This window comes from Candidatus Zixiibacteriota bacterium, from assembly GCA_022865345.1.
In the GTDB taxonomy this organism is placed as follows: Bacteria; Zixibacteria; MSB-5A5; order MSB-5A5; family RBG-16-43-9; genus RBG-16-43-9.
The window spans coordinates 1-20,855 of the sequence record JALHSU010000008.1; the positions used below are offsets into that span (position 1 = coordinate 1).

The 20,855-nt window shown below is 43.9% G+C and carries 21 protein-coding genes and 1 tRNA gene; all 22 read right to left on the reverse strand.

Annotated elements, in window-relative coordinates; genetic code table 11:
* On the reverse strand, window positions 1-2,262 hold a 2,262-nt coding region (gene leuS / locus MUP17_00345), incomplete at its 3' end, for a leucine--tRNA ligase (GenBank protein ID MCJ7457429.1).
* 94 nt (window positions 2,263-2,356) lie between these two features.
* Window positions 2,357-3,193 (reverse strand): site-specific DNA-methyltransferase, encoded by an 837-nt coding sequence (locus tag MUP17_00350; protein MCJ7457430.1) that lies wholly within the window; start codon window positions 3,191-3,193, stop codon window positions 2,357-2,359.
* 56 nt (window positions 3,194-3,249) lie between these two features.
* On the reverse strand, window positions 3,250-4,071 hold the full coding sequence (locus MUP17_00355) for a hypothetical protein (protein MCJ7457431.1): 822 nt from the start codon (window positions 4,069-4,071) through the stop codon (window positions 3,250-3,252).
* 56 nt (window positions 4,072-4,127) lie between these two features.
* A complete protein-coding gene (asnS, locus tag MUP17_00360) occupies window positions 4,128-5,423 on the reverse strand; it encodes an asparagine--tRNA ligase (protein ID MCJ7457432.1) in 1,296 nt (431 codons plus the stop codon).
* Window positions 5,424-5,771, reverse strand: coding sequence for a phage holin family protein (locus MUP17_00365; protein MCJ7457433.1), 348 nt, complete (start codon window positions 5,769-5,771; stop codon window positions 5,424-5,426). It lies immediately after the preceding gene.
* A gap of 142 nt (window positions 5,772-5,913) precedes the next feature.
* Window positions 5,914-7,185 (reverse strand): insulinase family protein, encoded by a 1,272-nt coding sequence (locus MUP17_00370; GenBank protein ID MCJ7457434.1) that lies wholly within the window; start codon window positions 7,183-7,185, stop codon window positions 5,914-5,916.
* A gap of 122 nt (window positions 7,186-7,307) precedes the next feature.
* Window positions 7,308-9,404, reverse strand: coding sequence for a polyribonucleotide nucleotidyltransferase (locus tag MUP17_00375; protein ID MCJ7457435.1), 2,097 nt, complete (start codon window positions 9,402-9,404; stop codon window positions 7,308-7,310).
* Between the two features lie 35 nt (window positions 9,405-9,439).
* On the reverse strand, window positions 9,440-9,709 hold the full coding sequence (rpsO, locus tag MUP17_00380) for a 30S ribosomal protein S15 (protein MCJ7457436.1): 270 nt from the start codon (window positions 9,707-9,709) through the stop codon (window positions 9,440-9,442).
* On the reverse strand, window positions 9,700-10,662 hold the full coding sequence (locus tag MUP17_00385; GenBank protein ID MCJ7457437.1) for a bifunctional riboflavin kinase/FAD synthetase: 963 nt from the start codon (window positions 10,660-10,662) through the stop codon (window positions 9,700-9,702). The genes rpsO and MUP17_00385 overlap by 10 nt, the downstream gene beginning before the upstream one ends.
* Window positions 10,659-11,594 carry a tRNA pseudouridine(55) synthase TruB gene (gene truB / locus MUP17_00390; GenBank protein MCJ7457438.1) on the reverse strand — a complete coding sequence of 312 codons (936 nt, stop codon included), beginning with the start codon at window positions 11,592-11,594 and terminating at the stop codon, window positions 10,659-10,661. Before truB ends, MUP17_00385 begins: the two co-directional genes overlap by 4 nt.
* Window positions 11,591-12,568: a bifunctional oligoribonuclease/PAP phosphatase NrnA gene (locus tag MUP17_00395; protein ID MCJ7457439.1), complete on the reverse strand. Its 978-nt coding sequence runs from the start codon at window positions 12,566-12,568 to the stop codon at window positions 11,591-11,593. The genes truB and MUP17_00395 overlap by 4 nt, the downstream gene beginning before the upstream one ends.
* Entirely contained in the window at window positions 12,552-12,923 is a 372-nt protein-coding gene (gene rbfA / locus MUP17_00400) for a 30S ribosome-binding factor RbfA (protein MCJ7457440.1), read from the reverse strand. The genes MUP17_00395 and rbfA overlap by 17 nt, the downstream gene beginning before the upstream one ends.
* Before the next feature lies 1 nt (window position 12,924).
* Window positions 12,925-13,206, reverse strand: a complete 282-nt coding sequence (locus MUP17_00405) for a DUF503 domain-containing protein (GenBank protein ID MCJ7457441.1) — start codon at window positions 13,204-13,206, stop codon at window positions 12,925-12,927.
* Window positions 13,207-13,218: 12 nt separating this feature from the next.
* A complete protein-coding gene (gene infB, locus MUP17_00410; protein MCJ7457442.1) occupies window positions 13,219-15,462 on the reverse strand; it encodes a translation initiation factor IF-2 in 2,244 nt (747 codons plus the stop codon).
* The gene (gene nusA / locus MUP17_00415; protein MCJ7457443.1) at window positions 15,452-16,741 is read right to left on the reverse strand and encodes a transcription termination factor NusA; all 1,290 of its coding nucleotides are present in this window, start codon (window positions 16,739-16,741) and stop codon (window positions 15,452-15,454) included. Before nusA ends, infB begins: the two co-directional genes overlap by 11 nt.
* Window positions 16,742-16,756: 15 nt before the next feature.
* Window positions 16,757-17,206 carry a ribosome maturation factor RimP gene (locus MUP17_00420; protein ID MCJ7457444.1) on the reverse strand — a complete coding sequence of 150 codons (450 nt, stop codon included), beginning with the start codon at window positions 17,204-17,206 and terminating at the stop codon, window positions 16,757-16,759.
* 133 nt (window positions 17,207-17,339) lie between these two features.
* Window positions 17,340-19,088 (reverse strand): proline--tRNA ligase, encoded by a 1,749-nt coding sequence (locus tag MUP17_00425; GenBank protein ID MCJ7457445.1) that lies wholly within the window; start codon window positions 19,086-19,088, stop codon window positions 17,340-17,342.
* A 74-nt stretch (window positions 19,089-19,162) separates the two neighbouring features.
* Window positions 19,163-19,235: transfer RNA gene (locus MUP17_00430), tRNA-Arg, on the reverse strand.
* 77 nt (window positions 19,236-19,312) lie between these two features.
* Window positions 19,313-19,798 (reverse strand): metallophosphatase family protein, encoded by a 486-nt coding sequence (locus MUP17_00435; protein MCJ7457446.1) that lies wholly within the window; start codon window positions 19,796-19,798, stop codon window positions 19,313-19,315.
* A gap of 107 nt (window positions 19,799-19,905) precedes the next feature.
* Complete coding sequence (locus MUP17_00440) at window positions 19,906-20,187, reverse strand: integration host factor subunit beta (protein MCJ7457447.1); 282 nt, start codon at window positions 20,185-20,187, stop codon at window positions 19,906-19,908.
* 28 nt (window positions 20,188-20,215) lie between these two features.
* Complete coding sequence (locus tag MUP17_00445; protein MCJ7457448.1) at window positions 20,216-20,428, reverse strand: zinc ribbon domain-containing protein; 213 nt, start codon at window positions 20,426-20,428, stop codon at window positions 20,216-20,218.
* 42 nt (window positions 20,429-20,470) lie between these two features.
* On the reverse strand, window positions 20,471-20,855 hold a 385-nt coding region (locus MUP17_00450; protein MCJ7457449.1), incomplete at its 5' end, for a S49 family peptidase.

Consider the following 20,855-nt stretch of genomic DNA (forward strand, 5'->3'; position numbering starts at 1 on the left):
CTTGAATATGCTATCCTTATGACCAAGTTCTTCCCACATTTCCTCAGCTAAATGAGGTGCAAAAGGAGCCAAAAGCTGAGTAGTTCTTTCCATAAAGTAAGGCAGGAATTCATACCTGTCCGTATCCGGGATAAGATAAAGCTCATCGTCCAGGGTATTCAACAGCTCCATCATAGAGGCAATAGCGGTATTCAAATCCAGTCTTTCGATATCTTCCGTAACCTTCTTTATGGTTTGATGAAGCTTACGATATACAGTCTTATAAGTCTTTGTATTCCAAGCAACTAATGTGCTTGCCTTGGAGTGATTGTTTATATCTATTTTATAAGTATCTATGCAATATTTTGCGAAATCGTAAATACGGGTTAAAAACCGCCTGGCGCCTGTAATTCCTTCACCTGTCCAGAGAACCTCTTTATCCGAAGGAGCAGCAAAGTAAACCGCTATCCTGGATACATCCACTCCGTTCTGTTCCATCAGATCAAGCGGAGAAATAGCGTTCCCTTTGGACTTGGACATAACTTCACCTTTTGAGTCCAGTACCATCCCATGATTGAAAAGCTCTAAAGCCGGCTCATTCACGCTCAACCTGCCTATATCGTTCAGGACCTTGGTGAAAAACCTGAAATACAGCAGATGCCCGGTGGCATGCTCGATTCCACCAATGTATTTATCCACCGGCATCCATTTCTTTGCTTTTTCCCTTGAAAACGGCTCTTTGTCATTATGCGGGTCAGTATACCTGAACAAATACCAGGAAGAGCAGACAAAAGTGTCCATCGTATCCGGGTCTCTCTCAGCTTTACCACCGCAATTCGGGCAGGTAGTCTGGATAAATTCATTTACGTCAGCTAGAGGAGAGCGTCCTTTAGGTATGAAGTCAATATTCCCTTTGGGCAGTAAAACCGGAAGCTCGGACTCAGGCACAGGGACTATCCCGCATTTCTCACAGTGGATCATCGGAATCGGAGCACCCCAGTATCTCTGCCTGGAAATCAGCCAGTCCCTGAGTTTGTAATTGGTCTTTCTTTTACCTAAGCCTTTTTCTTCTATATAGTCGTTTATTTTCTCGATTCCCTCTGTTGACCAGAGTCCATTGAAAATGTCTGAATTTACCATCGTTCCCGGCTCCTCATAAGCCTGCTCTATAGTCTCAGGAGTGAGATTCTTACCCTTTGGCTGGATGACGACTTTAATCGGAATATCATATTTTTTTGCAAATTCGAAATCCCTCTGGTCATGCCCGGGAACACCCATTACCACACCAGTTCCATAGGTTGCTACCACGTACTCTGCTACCCAGAGCTGAACTTTCTCGCCTGACAAAGGATTTATGGCATACCTTCCGGTAAATACTCCATCCTTCTCCCCTGCTATGGATGACCGTTCAATGTCCGTTTTCTGGAGAGCTTTATTAACATAATCATTAACCGCTTTTTTATATTTTGGCTCGATTTCAAGTCTTTTAAGAAGTTCATTTTCCGGAGCTATCGCCATAAAGGTTACACCATAGATAGTATCTGGACGCGTAGTGAAGACCGGTAGCCTTTCTCCGGTTTTTTCGACTTTGAAATCTATCTCCACTCCCTGGCTTTTCCCAATCCAGTTCCTCTGCATTATCTTCACGTTCTCAGGCCAGCCGGAAAGAGTATCCAGGTCGTTCAATAACCTCTCTGCATAAGCGGTGATCTTAAAGAACCACTGCTCGAGCTCCTTTTTTGTGACCTCAGAATCACACCTCCAGCATTTTCCCTGGATAACCTGTTCATTGGCTAAAACCGTATTGCAGTGTGGGCACCAGTTCACCAAAGATTTGCCTCTATAAGCTAAATTGTGCTTGTATAACTGAACGAACATCCACTGGGTCCATCTGTAGTAATCTGGAAGGCAGGTTATGACTTCTCTATCCCAGTCAAAGCTCACTCCGGTTTTCTTCAGAGTGTTGCGAGAGTTCTCGATATTACTCAACGTCCATTTTTCAGGATCCTCTCCCCTTTTAATGGCTGCTTCTTCAGCCGGAAGTCCAAATGCGTCCCAGCCAAATGGGTGCAGAACGTCATATCCCTGCATCCTCCTGTAGCGGGCTATCACATCACCAATTGTATAATTCCTGAAATGTCCAATGTGAATATCCCCGGAGGTATAGGCGAACATCACCAGCATATAATACTTCTTAACAGGGTCATCTGCGGCCTTATAGAGCTTGGACTCCGCCCACTTCTTCTGCCACTTTTCTTCTATTTCTTTGAAAGGATAGTTCATATTTTTACCTCGTAATCAAAACAGCTACATACCAGTTCCAGCATAAACAAATTTTTAAAGAAAGATTTAATCAGCAGACTAAAGTACAAACCTTTTATGCTGTATTGGTCACTTTTTCAACCGTATTCATATGGCTTCCACGAAAAAGCTTCTCTAATTTCTCAAACTTAATCACTGGCTGGTTGAATAGAGTTCGTCCTTCTCGTTCAAGTCTTTTCAATGTCATTTGACAATACTCAGGATCAATCTCAATGCCGATGCTATTCCTATCAGCCTTCATGGCGGCGAGCATTGTAGTTCCTGTCCCTGAGAAAGGATCCAGGACTATATCTCCCCAGAAAGAAAACATCCTAACAAGCCGATAAGCCAACTGAAGAGGAAACGGGGCAGGGTGATCCTTGGTTGACGTGCCAGGAAGATCCCAAATTTGCTGGAACCATGTCTTGAATTCTTTCTTGTCAATCATACTTAGTTGACGTTGTCTTATAGTCGGTTTGCGATAACCACCGGGCTTGCGTTGCATAAGGATAAACTCAATATCATTTTTAATAATGGCATTAGGTTCGTAAGGTTTTCCGAAAAATTTGGTGCCATTATTAACCTCATATTCTGCTTTGGCAATTTTATACCAAATAATGGGATTCAAATTATCAAATCCTAATTTTCTGCATGATACTGCTATATCCGCGTGGAGAGGAACAACAACATGCCTACCGAATTTTCTCCGTGAAAGGCATACATCTCCAACCACGCAAACTAATCTTCCACCAGGCACCAAAATACGATAACAATGTTGCCAAACTTTAGAAAGTTCTTCTAAGAACTTTTCATAGTCTTTAATATGTCCCATCTGATCTGGATGATCGTGATACTTTTTGAGTGTCCAATATGGTGGTGAAGTAACGATTAGATGGATGCTCTCATCTGTCATAAAAGAAAGATTACGAGCGTCACCTTGAATTAAGCGATGTACAGTCTTATGATTAGTCACCTTTTAGAAACTCCCAAAGTCGAAAGCAGCATTCTAACTGCGTTTTCAATGGAATCTTTCTCATCCGATGCAAAAACAACTCCATCTATATTATGTGAGCGGAGGCGATTTTGGATATTTATATGCTCTTCAATAAAAGGATAATAAATAACAGCGCCAAATTTACTATCCGGAAAAGCTGATTTTAGCTTGGCGGCTTTGTTCACAATTTCATCAGATCTTTTATGAATGTCCCTTCTGGCTTCAATTCTCTTTATATCTATTCCAACTTCAATGTCACCTGCTTTTGGACTGGCGGCATCCAACTCAAACTGTTCTCCCCCTGCTACAAACATTCGTTTGTGGTACTCTAAGCCGCTAAATCTATTAAGGCTTTCAAGAATCTTTTTCTCCCAGCGTCCTTTCCCTTTTCGAATCTCCTTGTCGATGAAAGCAACTCTATCAATCTGACTCAGGGCTGGAATTTCTAAATAGGAGGGCAGAAATGGTTTGATGTACCCAGCAATTACTTTAGCACGATCTTCGCTTAATCTAGGATCATAGGTATCTACGTTTTTGATATCTAAATCACGTTCTATCGCCCTTGCTGCGATATTGCAGGCAGCCAAAAGCGGCTTCAAGATAAGCGGATAACCAATGATTGCTTTTGCAAGATCAAACGCAGTCATGCTTGAAAAAACAATGACTTCTACTTCACGTTTCTCGACAAACTTAGAAAATGCCTTCTGGAGGGCATCCTCTATAGCTTCTTGGCGTGAGTCTGCATCGTCCTTTACCCATTCTATGTAGTCTGAGTGGTTTTCATACTTGTCCGGCATTTCATGTACTCCTAGAAAGAATCTATGTCAATTTCATCAGTACATATCGAAGCTAACTACGGGTAAAGCCTATATATCATTCTCGGAAAAGGTATAGTTTCACGTATATGGGGCAAACCACAGATCCAGGCAACGGTTCTTTCAACTCCCAGACCGAAGCCGGAGTGAATTACCGAGCCGTATTTTCGTAAATCTAAATACCACTTGTACGCATCCAGAGGCAGTTTTTCCTCTTTGATTCTCTGCACCAGGTTATCATAATCGTCATCTCTTTGCGAACCGCCCACGATTTCACCATATCCTTCCGGAGCTAAAAGGTCAGAGCACAAAACCACATCCGGTCTTTGAGGATTGGGTTTCATATAAAAAGCCTTGCACTGCCTGGGATAATTGTATACGAACAAGGGCTTTTCAGATAAATTGGCCAGAATAGTCTCATCCTCTCCGCCTAAATCTGAGCCCCATTCTATCTTGCTTCCATTCTTTTTCAAGTGATCCACAGCTTCATCATACGACATCCGCTCAAAAGGTCTTCTGATCTTTTCTAATTTTGATAAATCCCTGTCCAGGGATACCAATTCTTTTTTACTTTTGTCCAGGACTCTCTGGACTACATTTTCAATAAACTCTTCCTGTAACTTCATATTATCTTCATTGTCATAAAAAGCCATCTCCGCCTCTACCATCCAGAACTCTGTCAGATGTCTCCGGGTTTTGGATTTTTCTGCCCGAAAAGTGGGACCAAAACAATACATCCTGCCAAATGCCATAGCTGCCGCCTCGTTATACAACTGCCCGGTCTGGGCTAAATAGGCTTTGCCTAAATCAAAATACTGGGTCTCAAAAAGGGTCGTCGCAGTCTCCCCTATTGCCCCTGTGAGTATAGGGGTATCGATCAGGATGAACCTTTTCTCATAGAAAAAAGTCCGCATAGCATATATAATCTCATTTCTCACCCGCATTATTGCCTGCTGGCGGCTAGAACGAAGCCAGAGGTGTCGATTATCCATTAGAAAATCCGTGCCGTGTTCCTTGGGAGTAATCGGGTAATCCTGGGCTATCTGGATAATCCTGACGTCAGTTAAAGTCAACTCATATCCACCAGGAGCTCTCTTGTCCTCCCGTACCGTTCCGTCGATTTCCAACGAGGACTCCTGGGTCAGCTTGTCATAAGTCTCAAAAACTGCATCCGGCACCTCTCCCTTGCTCATCACCGATTGAATCATTCCGGTTCCATCCCTGACCAGAAGAAAATGGATCTTTCCGCTTGATCTTTTGTTGTAAAGCCAGCCTTTGATGGTCACCTTCTGACTAACATATTTTCCTATGTCCTCGATATAACAGAAAGGCATTTAATGTTTCTCCTTCACCAGGTGATTCAAGACTGCGCTGATGACAGTAATCAATAAGGCTGCCCAGAAAGCTTTCCAGAAACTTGCGATCTCGAACCCGCCTACCATCTTGGAGATAAAAAACAGAAGAAAGGCATTGATAACCAGGATAAAAAATCCCAGACTCAGAATATTTATCGGCAGAGTGAGAAAGATCAAAATCGGACGCACGATCGCATTCAAAATCCCTAAGATCAGGGAAGCCAAAATCAGCGCCGTAAAATTTTCAATATAAATGAGATGAAAAAGATTAGCAACTATAAAAATTGCCAGAGTTAAAACGAACCAGCGAATCAGAAAATGAGACATTTTTTCCTCCTTCTTTGAAGGGAGAAAAGATCAAAGAATCAAAAGTGTTTAATATTTAATTCACATCTCTTTTTGATTTGCTATCTACATTTACGACGTCAGATAAAATGAGGAAGTGTTAAGCTTGTAAAAAATCAAATGATCAGACTAAATCCCAGTTTATCTTTTGCTGGATATTTCTACCCACCTGGCCTAAAATGGCAACCGCCAATCTGTCCTTGCGTATGAGCTCACTTGCTACCTCAATTACCTCCTCTTTTTTTGCCTGATCTATAAGTGAGATAGTCTTCTCCATGCTCATATAATCTTTTAAATAAAGCTCCAGCCGGGCAAGTCTGTTCATCCGGTTAGAGGTATTTTCCGAGCCTAATATCATGCTGCCTTTAAGCTGGTATTTGGCATTTTCCAGCTCTTTCCTGTCTAACCCCTCCTTTTTGATCCGGCGAAGCTCTCTTAAAACTTGTTCAACGGCTGGCATCACCTGTTTCTTGTCAGTTCCCAGATAAACCCCGAAAATCCCCCTGTCTTTAAAGAAATCGATAAAGGAATAAATATTGTAGACCATTCCTGATTTTTCCCTCAAATTCTGGAAAAGACGGGAGCTCATCCCACCTCCTAAGATATTAGACAAGAGCAAAGAAGCGAATCTTTTAGGGTGCCTGAATGGATAGCTCGGGAACCCGATGCAGATATGCGTCTGGGCAGATTTTCTTCTGACCACTATTTTCTCGGATAAGGCTTTTAAGGGAGGTGACTCGTGTCTTCTTTTCTGGAAATGGTTATTCAACTTAAACTTTTCCTCAACTAATCTGACCAGACGTCTGTGGCTGAGATTCCCTGAGGCCGCGACGACAATCCTGGGGTTAGTGTAATTTTCCCGCATGTAGCTCAAAAGCTGCCCTCTTTCCATTTTCTGGATAGTCTTTATGTCACCGATGATGGGTTTGCCCAGGGGATGATTTCCCCATAGTGCCTGCATCAATAGATCGAAGGCGATCTCAGACGGATTGTCCTCTAACTCCTTTATCTCCTCAGCTATAACCTTTTTCTCCTTTTTGAAATCATTCGGGTTAAAGAGCGGATTTAAAAGCAGGTCAGAAAGAACATCTAAGGCTATCTCCAGATGTTCCTCTAAGACTTTGGCATATAAACAGGTATTCTCCCTGCCGGTAAAAGCGTTAAGGTTCCCCCCTACCGATTCTAAAGCTAAGGCGATCTCCTTGGGAGATCTTTTCTTGGTTCCCTTGAAAAGCATGTGCTCAATGAAATGGGAGATGCCGTTTTCATCCTGCTCCTCATTCCTTGAGCCAACGTCGATCCAGGCGCCCAGGGAGATGGAGCGAACAGAATCGATCTTTTCGCTCACCACCCTGAGTTTGTTATCCAGAACCGTTTTCTGATATGCGACTCTCATCTTTTGAAACCTCACATCGGAACTGTCATTCTGAGCCCTACGGGCGAAGAATCTTCTTAAAGCCTAAAACAAGAGATTCTTCGTCCCCTGCGGGAACTCAGAACGACAAACTAAGTGATACTCTACCTTTTCCCCCCCTCGTTCTGAGTAAGGCAGGCTTTCCTGGAAAGTTTTATTTTCCCCTCATTGTCTATGCCGATGATTTTGACAGTGACCTCATCCCCGACATTAAGCACGTCCTCCACCCGGTTAACCCTCTTGAAATCCAGCTCGGAGATGTGAACCAGTCCGTCCTGTCCCGGAAGTACCTCTACAAAAGCTCCAAAAGCTGTTACCCGTCTCACCTTACCCAGGTAACTCTTGCCGACCTCGGGCTCCTCGGTCAGTTTCATTATCAGCTCCTGTGCCAGCTCGCCGGCTTTGGAATCTTTAGATGATATGAACACACTGCCGTCATCCTCTATATTGATCTCCGCGCCGGTCTGCTTGATTATGCTTCTGATCATCTTACCGCCTGGACCGATGATCTCCCCGATCTTATCCTGCTTCACTTTGAAGATGATGATTCGCGGAGCGTAGACCGAAAGCTCAGGTCTGGGCTGGGCGATCGTCTTTTCCATAATATCCAGAATATATACCCTGGCTTCCCTGGCTTGATGCAAAGCTTCTTGCATAATAGAAAGAGTCAATCCGGAAATTTTTATGTCCATCTGAAAAGCGGTAATCCCTTTTCTGGTTCCGGTTACTTTGAAATCCATATCTCCATAATGGTCTTCTGCTCCCAAGATGTCAGTAAGTACGACTGTCTTCTCTTCCTCTTTTATCAATCCCATAGCAATCCCCGCAACCGGGGCTTTGATGGGCACCCCTGCATCCATCAAGGACAGAGTCCCGCCGCAAACCGTAGCCATAGAGGAAGAGCCATTCGACTCCAGGATGTCTGAGACTATGCGGACAGTGTAAGGAAATACTTCTTCCTTAGGAATCACCGGTTGAATTGCCCTCTCGGCTAAAGCTCCATGCCCGATCTCCCTTCTTCCGGGACCTCTTACCGGTTTGACCTCTCCCACGCTGAAAGGCGGAAAATTATAGTGCAGCATATAGCTCTTGGTTGATTCGCCTTCTAAATCCTCAATTCTCTGTTCATCCATTTTTGATCCAAGGGTCGTTACTGCCAGACTCTGGGTCTGACCCCGGGTGAAAAGGGCTGAGCCATGCGCTCTGGGCAAAACCCCGATCTCACAGGTGATAGGCCGGATTTCATTCGGCTTTCTGCCGTCGATCCTTACGCCTTCCTTCAGGATCATTTCTCTGATATCTTTTTGCTCTAAGTCGATTAGAATAGAGGCGATCTTGGTTTCGCTTTCAGGAAATTTCTCCGCCAGCTCCTGCAGAACTGACTCTTGCATCTCATCCAGGATCTTCTGGCGTGCAACCTTGTCCAAAGTCCGATTTGCCTGCTTGATTTTCTCTATTGCTAATTTGCTTACTTCCTCCAGAAGTACGGGATCAACCGGCACTGGCTCAACCTTTGGCTTTTCTTTTCCAAATTCCTGAATTATCTCCCTTTGCAATCCTACTAACTTTTTGATCCATTTTTGACCGTAATCCAGGGCGGATATCAAATCCTCCTCTGAAATTTCCTGACATCCCCCTTCTACCATAACTATATTTTCCTCTGTTCCCGATACCACTAAATTAATATCGCTCTCCTCTATCTGGCTGAAAGTCGGATTGACCACGAAATTACCGTCTATCCTTCCGATCCTGACAGCAGCTATAGGTTCATAGAAGGGGATTTCTGAGATGCCCAGGGCTACTGAAGAGCCGAGAATCCCTAAGATGTCCGCATCGTTTTCCTGATCTGAGGAAAGAACCATCGCCATTACTTGAACCTCGTTCAGGTACCCTTCAGGAAACAAGGGACGCAACGAACGGTCGATGAGCCTGGCTGAAAGTATCTCCCTTTCAGTTGGCCTTCCTTCCCTTTTGAAAAAGCCTCCGGGTATTCTACCTGCGGCATAAGCCTTCTCCCTGTAATCCACAGTCAGTGGAAAGAAATCCTGACCTTCGATAGCTTCCTCTGTTCCCACTGCCGTAGCTAAGATCATGGTGTCAGCTAAGCGGACCAGGGCCGCTCCATCCGCCTGACGCGCCACTCTGCCTATCTGAATAGTTAGTTTTTTACCGTCTAAATCTAGTTCGTAACTTTTTTCCATTTTTACTCTCGTCCTCTGGATCCGCCTCTGGCGGATTAACCTCTTAGGTTTAATTCTTCTACTATCTCTCTATAGCTTTTAATGTCTGACTCTCGCAGATAATCCAAAAGCCTTCTCCTTTTACCCACCATTTTCAACAAACCTCTTCTTGTGCTGAAGTCCTTTTTATGGGTTTTCAGATGCTCGGTCAGCTCGTTTATCCTTTCAGTCAGCAAGGCTATCTGAACTTCTGGCGAGCCGGTATCCATCTCGTGATACCGATGCTCTTCAATCAATTTGACTTTCTTGGCTTTGTTCAAGGGCAAGTTTCCTCCTTTTTTATTTGATTAATTAATAGTTGTCTGATCTTTTTTTCATCTTCACCCAACTGGGTTTGTAGCCCTTTAAGGCTCTCAAACTTCATTTCACCCCTTATCCATTTATGCAAGTAAACTATCAACTCATCCGGTACTTCATCCTCATGACAATCAAATAAATTTATCTCCAGACTAAGACTTTCCTCCGCCAGAGTAAGTTTTCTCCCGATATACATCATCCCGTAATATTTCTTATTATCCATTTCCGCTTCTGCTCCATACACCCCTTTTTTGGGCAGAAGCTTCTTCCCTGTCACCTCTAAGTTTATGGTTGGGTAGCCGATTTCCGTTCCTATTCCTTTGCCCTTGACCGGTTTCCCTGAAATAAGATAACTATGCCCTAACATCTGACAAGCCTTGTCGAAATCTCCGGTGAGCATCTCTTTTCTAATCCTGCTACTGCTGATACGGGTTTTATCCTGCAAAATTGAAGGGACAACCTTCAGTTCAAAATCAAAAGTCCGGCTGGCTTTTTTTAGCAATTCGATTCCGCCAGAGCGCTCTTTTCCAAAAGCATGATTTTCTCCGATTATCAACTCTCCCGCTTTAAGCTTCTTGACTACGATCTCCTCTAAAAATTCTCCAGCCGTCAACCGCGAAAGCTCCTTATCAAATTTCATAACCAATATACCGGACAACTCTTTTCCTTCGGGAATATTCAGAAGAAGTTTTAATTTCTCCTCTAAAGTAGAAAGCAGCAAAGGAGAATTTTCAGGCGAGACTACCATCTGAGGATGCGGCTCATAAGTAACCAGAAGAGATTCCCTTTTTTTCTCTTTTTTCTCCTTGTAAAGCTCCTTTAGAATAGCCTGATGCCCAAAATGAACACCGTCGAATGTTCCCAGGGTGACTACCGGCTTTCCCCAGGGCTCCAGTTCAGTCAAGTCGTAAAATATCTTCATTTCGAAAGGACCCTTATATATTCGATAATTTTCTCTTTTTTGTCAGCCTGGGCTAACTCAGCCGAGGATTTCAGAGCTTTTCCGAGAGCTAAGATCTGGTCCAGGTTATCTTTTAGACAAAGAGTATCTCCGGGTAGAAACTCCTTCTCCATTGAAACAATATCTTTGAATTTTAGATCTGGTCCATTTTTAATACCGGAGGCTAATTTGTCAGTGACTTTTATGGCCGGCAAAGAATTTAAAGCCTCTTCCACTGACACCAGACGTTCCTGTAATTTGGAGAGACTGAACAGTTGAATTTTTTCTAAGTCCAGAGCATCCTGCAATTTAAAAGGACCTATCCTCGTACGGGTAAGGGAAGATAGATGTGCACCACATTTTAATTGGGAGCCTATGTCCTGGGCTAAGCTTCTGATATAGGTTCCTCTGGAACAGCTTATTCTCAAATCCACAAAGGGTAAAAAAAGCTTGAGGATTTCAATCGAGTTTATCCTTACCTTTCTCGGTTCTTTGGTTATCGGAGTGCCTGCACGGGCATAATCTGACAATCTCTTACCTTGAAATTTGAGAGCCGAATAGGGTGGTGGAACTTGCCAGATCTGACCTCTGAACGATTCCACTACCTTTCTTACCCGGCCCTCATCCAGATCAAAATTGCTCAAACTGGACAAGATCTTCCCCTGAAAATCATAAGTATCAGTGGATACTCCTAATCTTATCTTAGCCAGATATTCCTTATCCAGATTTTCCAAAAAATTGACGATTTTCAATGCCTTTCCCAGACAGACCAGAAGCAGACCGGAAGCAAAATTATCCAGGGTACCGCAATGGCCCATCTTTTTTATCTTCAAAACCTCTCTAAGTTCCTCCAGGGCTGAATGGGAGGTGATACCCGATCTTTTGTTGAATAAAAGTATGCCGTCCAAACTCATCTTGAAAGCTGCTCTTCTATCTTTTTTAAAATCAATTCTTTGGTCGAATTCAAATCCTGATTTACAGTGCACCCTGCTGCATTTCTATGCCCCCCGCCTCCAAAGGTCCTGGCCAGGGCTGAGACGTCAAAAGAGTTCTGCGACCTCAGACTCACTTTGGTTTTAGAATCATTTTTTTGAGTAAATAATACCCCGACCTCAGCCCCTTTTAGAAACAGGGAATAATCCACAAAACCTTCTGTATCTTCTTTCGAGACATTTAATTCCTTCAGGGTTGCTTGATCGATGACCAGGAAAGAGATTTTGCCATTTGCAAAGGTCTCCAGATTAAGCAGGAGAAAGCCCAGTAGCTTCAGGGATGCATTTGAGTTGTTATAATAAATCTGGTTATTGATCTCCTTCGGATTTGCTCCCAGGGTTATAAGTTCTGCCCCGATCCGCAGAGCTTCTGGGGTAGTATTGGAAAATCTGAACCTGCCGGTATCGGTAAGGATAGCAGCATAAAGCTGGCTGGCAGTCAGTTTATTTAGCCTGTAACCGCTATAGATCAAAAGCTCGTAGATTATCTCACCCAGAGCACAGGCTTGGGTATCTACGTAACTTATATCTCCAAAAAAAGAGTTGTCCGGGTGATGATCCAGATTGATTACCTTAGCACCTTCTTTCAGAAGCTTTTTGACCTCTCCAATCCTCTCTAAGTTTGGACATTCCAAAACAAAAATTAAATCCGCACTCCAATTAATATCCTTAGCAGAATTGAAATCCTCAATCGCTCTCTCTTCATCCAGAAAAAGATATTTTGAAGGGATTTTCCCTTGGTTGATTATCTTGACCTCTTTGCCTGAATCCCTAAGCCAGTTCCTCAATGCTAATTGAGAGCCTATAGAATCGCCATCCGGATCCAGATGGGAAGTTATCAGTATCCTCCTGGCTGTCTTTACCGATTCACTTATCTGATCAAACTTTTCCTTCATCTTCGACCTTAGGTTCTGTATGCACCTGTTTCAAGAGTTGTTCTATCCGGGCCGCCTTTTCCGTGGTATGATCATATCTGAATACGATCTGGGGTATATGTTTCAGCCTTATCCTTTTGCCTATTTCCCTCTGGATGAATCCCTTAGCCCGCTCCAGTCCTTTCTGGCTTTCCTTTCTTTCTTTCTCATCACCCAGAACCGAGTAAAAAACCTTCGCATACCGTAAGTCATCAGTCAGCTCTACGTCAGTAATGGTGATAAAACCCAATTTGGGCTCTTTTAAAATCAGCAGAACTATTTCAGAGATCTCCCTTCTGATTTGATCCCCTACCCGGGAAGACCTTTTCGGATGCATTTTACCATATCTCCATTGAATAATCCAGTACTACTATTCCACTTTCGGTCTGCAGGTGCTCCATCACCTGAGAGAGAATCTGATTGACAAATTTTCCTTGATTGGCTACTGCTGCCACCCCTAAAGTAGTCCTCTGCCACAGGTCATTATTCTCTACTTCTGCCAAAGACACGTTAAACCGGTTTCTGATCCGGTCTTTTATCCGTTTTAAGATCTGCCTTTTGCTTTTCAGGGAGCCGCTTTCCGGGAGATGAAGCTCAATAGTACAAATACCAACCACCATATTCTGGGAAATTTATTCCGCTAACTTGCGGGCTAATTCCGTTATCTGGTAAGCCTCTAATATGTCGCTAACTTTGAGGTCATTGAAATTTTCGACTTTTATGCCGCATTCAAAACCAGAGCTTACTTCTTTCACATCTTCTTTGAATCTTTTCAGAGACGAGATATTCCCCTCATATATGCTTATCCCTTCCCGGATTATCCTTACATGGTCTGCTCTTTTAATGCTACCGGACTGAACATATATTCCGGCAACCTGACCAACTTTGGAGATTTTGAAAACGTTCCTCACCTCCGAGACGCCGGAGATCTGCTCCTGTTTTTCCGGCTCCAGGAGCCCTTCCAACAAGCTTTTTATCTCTTTTTCCGCATCATAGATTATGTCATATAGTTTGATTACCACTTTTTCCCTTTGGGCTATCTCCCTGGCCCTGAAATCCGGGTGAACGTGAAAACCGATGATTACCGCCTTTGAAGCCATAGCCAAGAGGACATCGCTTTCATTTATGGCTCCAATGCCCGTGTGAATCACTCTTAGTTTGACCTCTTGTGCCGGGATTCTCTCCAGGGTGTCGGTAAGAGCTTCAACTGAACCGTCTACATCTCCTTTAATGATTAACTTTAACTCTTTGACTTTACCTTCTGCTATCTGGTCGTATATCGAGCCCAATGCCGCCCTTTCTAATGATCTGTATTCTTGCTCTCGTTTAAGCCTTGCCCTCCTGCTGCTTATCTCCCTGGCTTCCTGCTCGGTTTCGGTCACCATAAATGAGTCCCCGGCTTGAGGAACTCCAGATGAGCCCAGGACCTGAACCGGAGCCGAAGGTCCTGCTTCCTTCAGAGAGTTACCCCTCTCGTCCAGCATTGCCCTCACCCTTCCAGAATGGGATCCGGTGACAAAAATATCGCCTATTTTTAAAGTTCCTTTCTGGATTAGAACTGTGGCTATGGGACCCCTGCCGCGATCCAGTCTGGATTCTATCACTATCCCGGAAGCATTTTTAGCTGGATCAGCTTTTAGCTCTAGCATCTCAGTCTGTAAAAGTATCATCTCCAGAAGATGGTCCACTCCCTTGCCGGTCTTGGCGGAGATTTCACGGATGACCGTCTTACCGCCCCATTCCTCAGGGACCAGTCCGTATTTGGAGATCTGATGCTTAATCGGTTCGGCATCTGCGTTAGGCAGGTCCATTTTGTTAATGGCTATTATTATCGGTACCCCGGCTGCTTTGGCATGATCGATCGCCTCCACGGTCTGGGGCATTACGGCATCATCAGCTGCTATCACCAGAACAACTATATCCGTCACCTGGGCGCCCCTTGCCCTCATAGCCGTAAAAGCTTCGTGTCCAGGAGTATCTAAAAAGGTTATCTTGCCTTTGGGAAGCCTGACTTCATAAGCACCGATATGCTGGGTAATGCCTCCAAATTCTCCGGCGATGATGTTGCTCTTGCGAATGTAATCTAAAAGAGAAGTTTTGCCGTGGTCCACATGTCCCATAATCGTAACAACTGGAGCACGAGGTTTTAAATTCTCAGGCTCCTCCGCCTCCTCTTCCTCTACTACTCCAATCTCTTTTAGCTCTTCTACCTCAAAACCGAATTCTAAGGCAATGGTCTCCAGGGTATCCATATCCAATCTCTGGTTAATACTGGCAACAAAACCTAACTCCAGGCATTTGCTTATGACCTCCGAAGGCTTTACCCCCATGAGATTCGCCAGCTCAGCCACTGACATATACTCGGTTACCTGGATTTTCTTGACGGGTTCACCCCCTTCGGCTGTATCCTCCTTCTCTTTTTTATGGTATTTCTTGAGTTTCCTCAAGGTGTCGAATTGGGACAGAGTCTTTTTGACACTGGCTTCGACTTCTTTAGGATTTACCTGCCTTTCCGGTTTACCCTTTTTGAACCTCACCTTTTTCTTTTTCTCGAAAGCTAAAAGATCATCTTTGCTTTTGACACTCAAGTCTTTGAATTTCAGCCTCTCCTTGACGCTTTCTTTGACGCTTTCCACCCGGTGACGTTCCTCCTCTAATTTCTCCCTTTCTTCCAGCTTCTTTTTCTTAAGAACATCTTCTCTTTTGAGCTCTTCTTTCTCTTTCCTGAATTTCTCTTCGATCGCCTTCAGAACCTTTTCTTCCACCACGCTCATATGGCTCCTTATGGAGAAACCCAACTCCCGCAACATGGATAATAGGGCATCGCTGGAGATATTGTAATCTTTAGCTACTTGATAAACCCTTTTATTGCTCAATCTTTTCACTCCCTTTATCTTTGGAGCCGGCCTTAGCAGGGGTAAGATACTTTTTGGCAGCCTCTATTAAGCCACTTGCCTTTTTCTCCCCGATCCCCTCGATCTTCATCAGATCCTCGAGCCGGGCTTTAGCCAGATATTGAACGCTATCAATTCCGGCTGATACCAGCTTTTCTTTCAGTTTCTCCCCCACTCCCTGGAGCTCTGTAACCACGATCTCAGGACCGGTTTCTATTTTTTTCTGTGCCCTGTAATCGGCCTGGCTTAATATATTTATCCTCCAGCCGGTGAGCTTGGAGGCTAACTTTGCATTCTGCCCGTTTTTCCCGATGGCTAAGGAAAGCATATCTTCCTCTACTATCGCGGTCATGCTTTTCTCCTCAGGGTAGACATCTAATTTGACTATCTTGGCCGGAGCTAAAGCTCTGGTCACAAAGTTCTCCGGAACCGCACTCCAGGGCACTATATCGATCCTTTCATTGGAAAGCTCCCGGACTATGCTCTGTACCCGGGCTCCTTTCACTCCCACGCAGGCACCCACCGGGTCGATCCGATCATCTATGGAACTGACTGCAATCTTGGAACGCTCACCCGGCTCTCTGGCTATAGCTTTAATTTCTATTATCCTTTCATAGATCTCCGGAACTTCTAACTCAAACAGCCTGATCAGAAGACCAGGATTGACCCGGGACAGGGTTATCAAAGGACCCTTAGCGCTTTTTTCCACATTTAGAATATATGCACGGATACGGTCACCCTGCCTATATTTCTCCTTCTGGATCTGCTCTTTTGGCGGAATAATAGCCTCGGCTTTTCCCAGGTTTACTAAAAGATGACCCTTCTCCACCTGCTGAACAGAGCCGGTAACCAGCTCTCCCACTCTATCTTTATACTCCTCGTAGATTTTCTCCCGCTCTGCTTCTCTGACCTTCTGAATCAATATCTGCTTGGCGGTCATGATGGCATTCCTGCCAAACTCCTCAAATCCGATCGGAATTTTTACTTCTTGATCCAGTTTGGCTTTCTCTTCGATTTTCTTAGCCTCCGGTAAAGAGATCTCCAGATAAGGGTCAGTTACCTTCTCCACTACCTTCTTGACCGCATACATCTTGATCTCCCCGGTTTTCAGATCCACAGATACTTTGAGATTATCTGCATTTCCGAACTTCTTTTTGGCGGCTAAAATCAAACTGGTTTCCAAAGTCGAGATCACATAATCCATATCGATATTTTTATCTTTGGTGATCTGCTGTAAAGCTTCTAAAATCTCATTGCTCATTAAAAAATGCTCCTCTTAAATAATGATTCTTCCTTTATCTATTCTGTCCCAGGGTATTGTCTCTACTTTGTCTTCTAATGCGATGACTACTTCGTTCTCCCGCACTTCGACTATTTCTCCTTTAATCTCCTTCTTCTCATCTAATGGAGATTTCAGATCAACCTTCACTCGTTCTCCGATTTTTCGTCTGAAATCGTCCAGGCTTAAAAGAGGTCTTTCCAGGCCCGGAGAAGAGACTTCCAGGGTATAGCGCCCCTGGATCAGGTCCTCGGTGTCCAGATAATCAGAAAGACTTCTGCTCAGCTCTGCACATTCCTCCACGTTCACTCCGCCGACTTTATCCACAAAGACTCTCAAGATATAACGAGGCGGTTTGCCCACCAGATCCAATTCTACCAGTTCCAGGTCCTCTTCCTCAATCAGAGGAAGAAGTCTCTGCTTCAATACCTCTTTAATCTCTGGCAAATAGATTAACCCTCGGAACAAATTAATACGCTTTCAGTCCTTTAATCCTTTGAGTTTTCGATACTTAAAAGAGTGGGCGAAACCCACTCTCTCAGATAATATAATTACCCTTATATTAAAAAGCAAATGTTTTTTAAGTTTTCGAACTTTTATTACCGACAGGCTCGATTTCAGACAGTATCTTAAGGAAGCCCTCTAATACCTCATCTTTTCTTAATGAGACAGTTGCCTTGCTACCCCTGATTTTGACCTCTACTTTCTCCTCCTTAAGACTTCTCTCGCCTATAGTTATTCTCAAAGGAATGCCAATCAGATCAGCATCGTTGAATTTGACTCCGGCGCGTTCATTTCTGTCATCCAGTAAGACCTCTAAATTTTTATCCAGCATCTTATGATAGATCTCAAGAGCAGCTTCTTTCTGTTTTTCATCCTGGATATTTACTGGTACAATCTCAGCTAAATATGGGGCGATTGGCACGGGCCAGATTATGCCGGCTTCATCATGGAACTTCTCAACTGCCGCCTGAGCGGTCCGGGTTATCCCTACGCCGTAAGAGCCCATAATGAAAAACTTCTCCTGACCGTGTTCGTCCACAAAGGTTGCATTTAGAGCTTCGCTGTATTTAGTGCCCAACATAAAAGTGTTTCCGACCTCTATCCCCTGGGCAGTTTTGAGCCTGCCTTTTTCGCATTTGGGACAAAGCTCGCCCGGAGCCGCACTTCTAATATCAGCGACTGCATCCAGTTTAAAATCCCGATCGATGTTTACATTTGTCAGATGAAAACCATCTTCATTAGCTCCAGTCACAAAGTTGGTCAGATTTAAGATCTCTTTATCTCCTATAAGCTTCACGCCTTTCAACCCTACCGGTCCTGCGTAACCGACTTGAGCTTCAGTAATCCTCTGAACTGTGACTGCGTCAGCCATTTCCAGTTCTATGACTTTGAGGCTGTTTTTTAGCTTGGTCTCATTGATTTGTCTATCCCCGCGGATTAAAGCCGCCACCACCTCTCCGTCTGCTTTGTAAAGTAAGGTCTTAACCAATTTTCTGGCTGGGAGATTCAGAAAACCTGTGACCTCTTCAATCGTTTTCATATCAGGAGTAGCTACTTTTTGCAGGGGTTTCTCAGCTTCTTTACCCTCTTGTTCAGATGGCTCGATTGAAGTGGCTTTTTCGATATTGGCAGCATAATCACAGTTGTCACAGGTAAAAATGATATTCTCCCCTCCATCCGTATCGACTATTACCATAAACTCATGGGCCGCCTTTCCTCCCATGGCCCCAGTATCAGACTCGACTTTTTTAGTCTCCAGACCGCATCTTTCAAAAATCTTGAAGTAAGCATCCACCATCTTCTGGTAACTTATTTTTAGACCATTTTCATCCGCGTCAAAGGTATAAGCATCTTTCATTATGAATTCGCGTGACCTCATCAGTCCGAATCTGGGCCTGATCTCATCCCGGAATTTAGTCTGAATCTGATAAAGATTCAAGGGAAGCTGGCGGTAAGACCTCAGCTCGCCTCTTATGAGATAGGTCACCACTTCTTCGTGAGTTCCCCCTAAGACCAGGTCTCTCAAGTGCCGGTCTTTCATTTTCATCAATTCTTTACCTACAGTTTCCCATCTTTTAGTAGCCAGCCAGAGCTCAGCCGGATGAAGGACCGGCATCAAAATCTCCTGGGCACCAGCTCGGTCCATCTCCTCCCTGACTATCCGGGTGATTTTTAACAAAACTTTTTGCATCAGGGGGAGATAGTTATAAACACCTGCGGCCAATTTACGGATGTAACCAGCCCTGACCAAAAGTTTGTGCGAGATGATCTCCGCCTCAGCGGGCTCCTCTCTTAAAGTCGGAATATATGTTTCAGACCATTTCATAATTTTCTGTTTTGCTTTTTGGTTTTAGTATTTTTCTAATCACTGATCACTATTCACTAATCACTGCATTTAAATACCCCTGACCCGACTTGAACGGGTGCTCGCGGCTCCGGAGGCCGCTGCTCTATCCAACTGAGCTACAGGGGCAGAAAAACAAGTCTATAGGCCAAAGGCTGTAGTCTAAGGGATTTAAGCTACCTGCTCCTTGCTACAAGCTCCAGGCTTTATTTCAAAAAAACGATTTCTCCCTGCATCTTTCCTTCTTCCAGATGGAGTGTCCCGTAACTTCCCCCTACGGGGGAGATATTTCCAGATAAGCTTCCTGGATTGAAAAAAAGAGTACCACCTTTTTTCAAATTACAGGGAGAATGAGTATGACCAAAGATGATTAAATCAACATTCTCGATGAATTCTCCTCTGATTCTTTGATTTAAATCTGAAGGAGAGCCAAAACCGTGGATCAATCCAATTTTAAACCCTGAGAGCTCAAATAACTTTTTTGAAGGCAGAACCTCTTTTATTTGCGGACAATCCATATTACCGCACACCGCATAAAGAGTAGCCACTCCTTCAAGTTCCCGGTAGACTTTTAACTCAGTGAAGTCTCCAGCGTGAATTATCAGGTCATCATCTTTGACCTTTTCAATAAACTCAGGAGGAATTCTGGACGTTCTTTTCGGTATATGGGTATCCGAGATAACATAAATCATTATCTGAGTTTCTTTTTATGGCGATCCCTTCTTAGTCTTTTTTTCCTCTTGTGGGTTTTGATCTTCTGCCTTTTCCTTTTCCTTCCGCTGGGCAATTCTCCTCCTTTCTATTTTTGCTGAATTATAAGCTCTTTGAATTCATTCGAAGGTTTAAAAACCGGAACTTTTCTGTCTGGAACCGGTACTTCCTCACCCGTGCGTGGATTGCGTGCTTTCCTGGCTTTACGGGACTTAATCTTAAAGGTCCCGAATCCGCGTATCTCCAGATTATGCCCTTCCTTCATGGCGTTCTTCACCGACTCTAAAAAGCTATCCACTACCACCGCCACGTCAGTCCTGGTCAACCCTGTCTTTTCTACAATCTTTTCGACCAAATCTGCTTTGGTCATCTTACACCTCCTTTAGTAGCTTTATGTTTTAATTGCAACTGTTACAGTTTTTCGTGCTGCAATTTGAGCAGGAAGGTCCGGTTGAGGAAACGAATTTCCCTTTGGAGGAAAAACCAAAAACCGAGAAAATCCTTTCACCTTCGCCACCGCAACTCGGACAGGCTAATTCTTCGCGTTTATTCGATACCAGAACCTCAAATCTGCCTTTGCATTTCCTGCAGATATATTCGAATATAGGCATATATTCTTAACTTCTTAAACCATTTCTATATACGAGAATTTTTTATTTGAAGATATATTGAAGCTTCGGTAAAAGGTTCTCGTTACTCCTGATGTCGGTGATGGCTTTAAAGCTCGAGCCAACGATATCAAATAATGATACCTTCTTCGGCCTTTCTTTGATAGTCCTGGGAACACCTTCTATGTCTCCCATTTTTCCTGCTATCTGTATAGCGTCTTCAATATCTCCAAGCTCATCAATCAAACCCAACTCCTTAGCCTGCCTGCCAGTAAAAACCCTGCCGTCGGCCAGCTCCAGGATTTTTTCTCTTTCCAGTCCTCGTCCTTCCTTCACCGCATCCACGAATTGATTATAGGTGTCGTCTATTACCGATTGGAGCAAATCCCTTTCCTCCTGGGTCATAGATCTAAATGAAGTTCCGACTTCC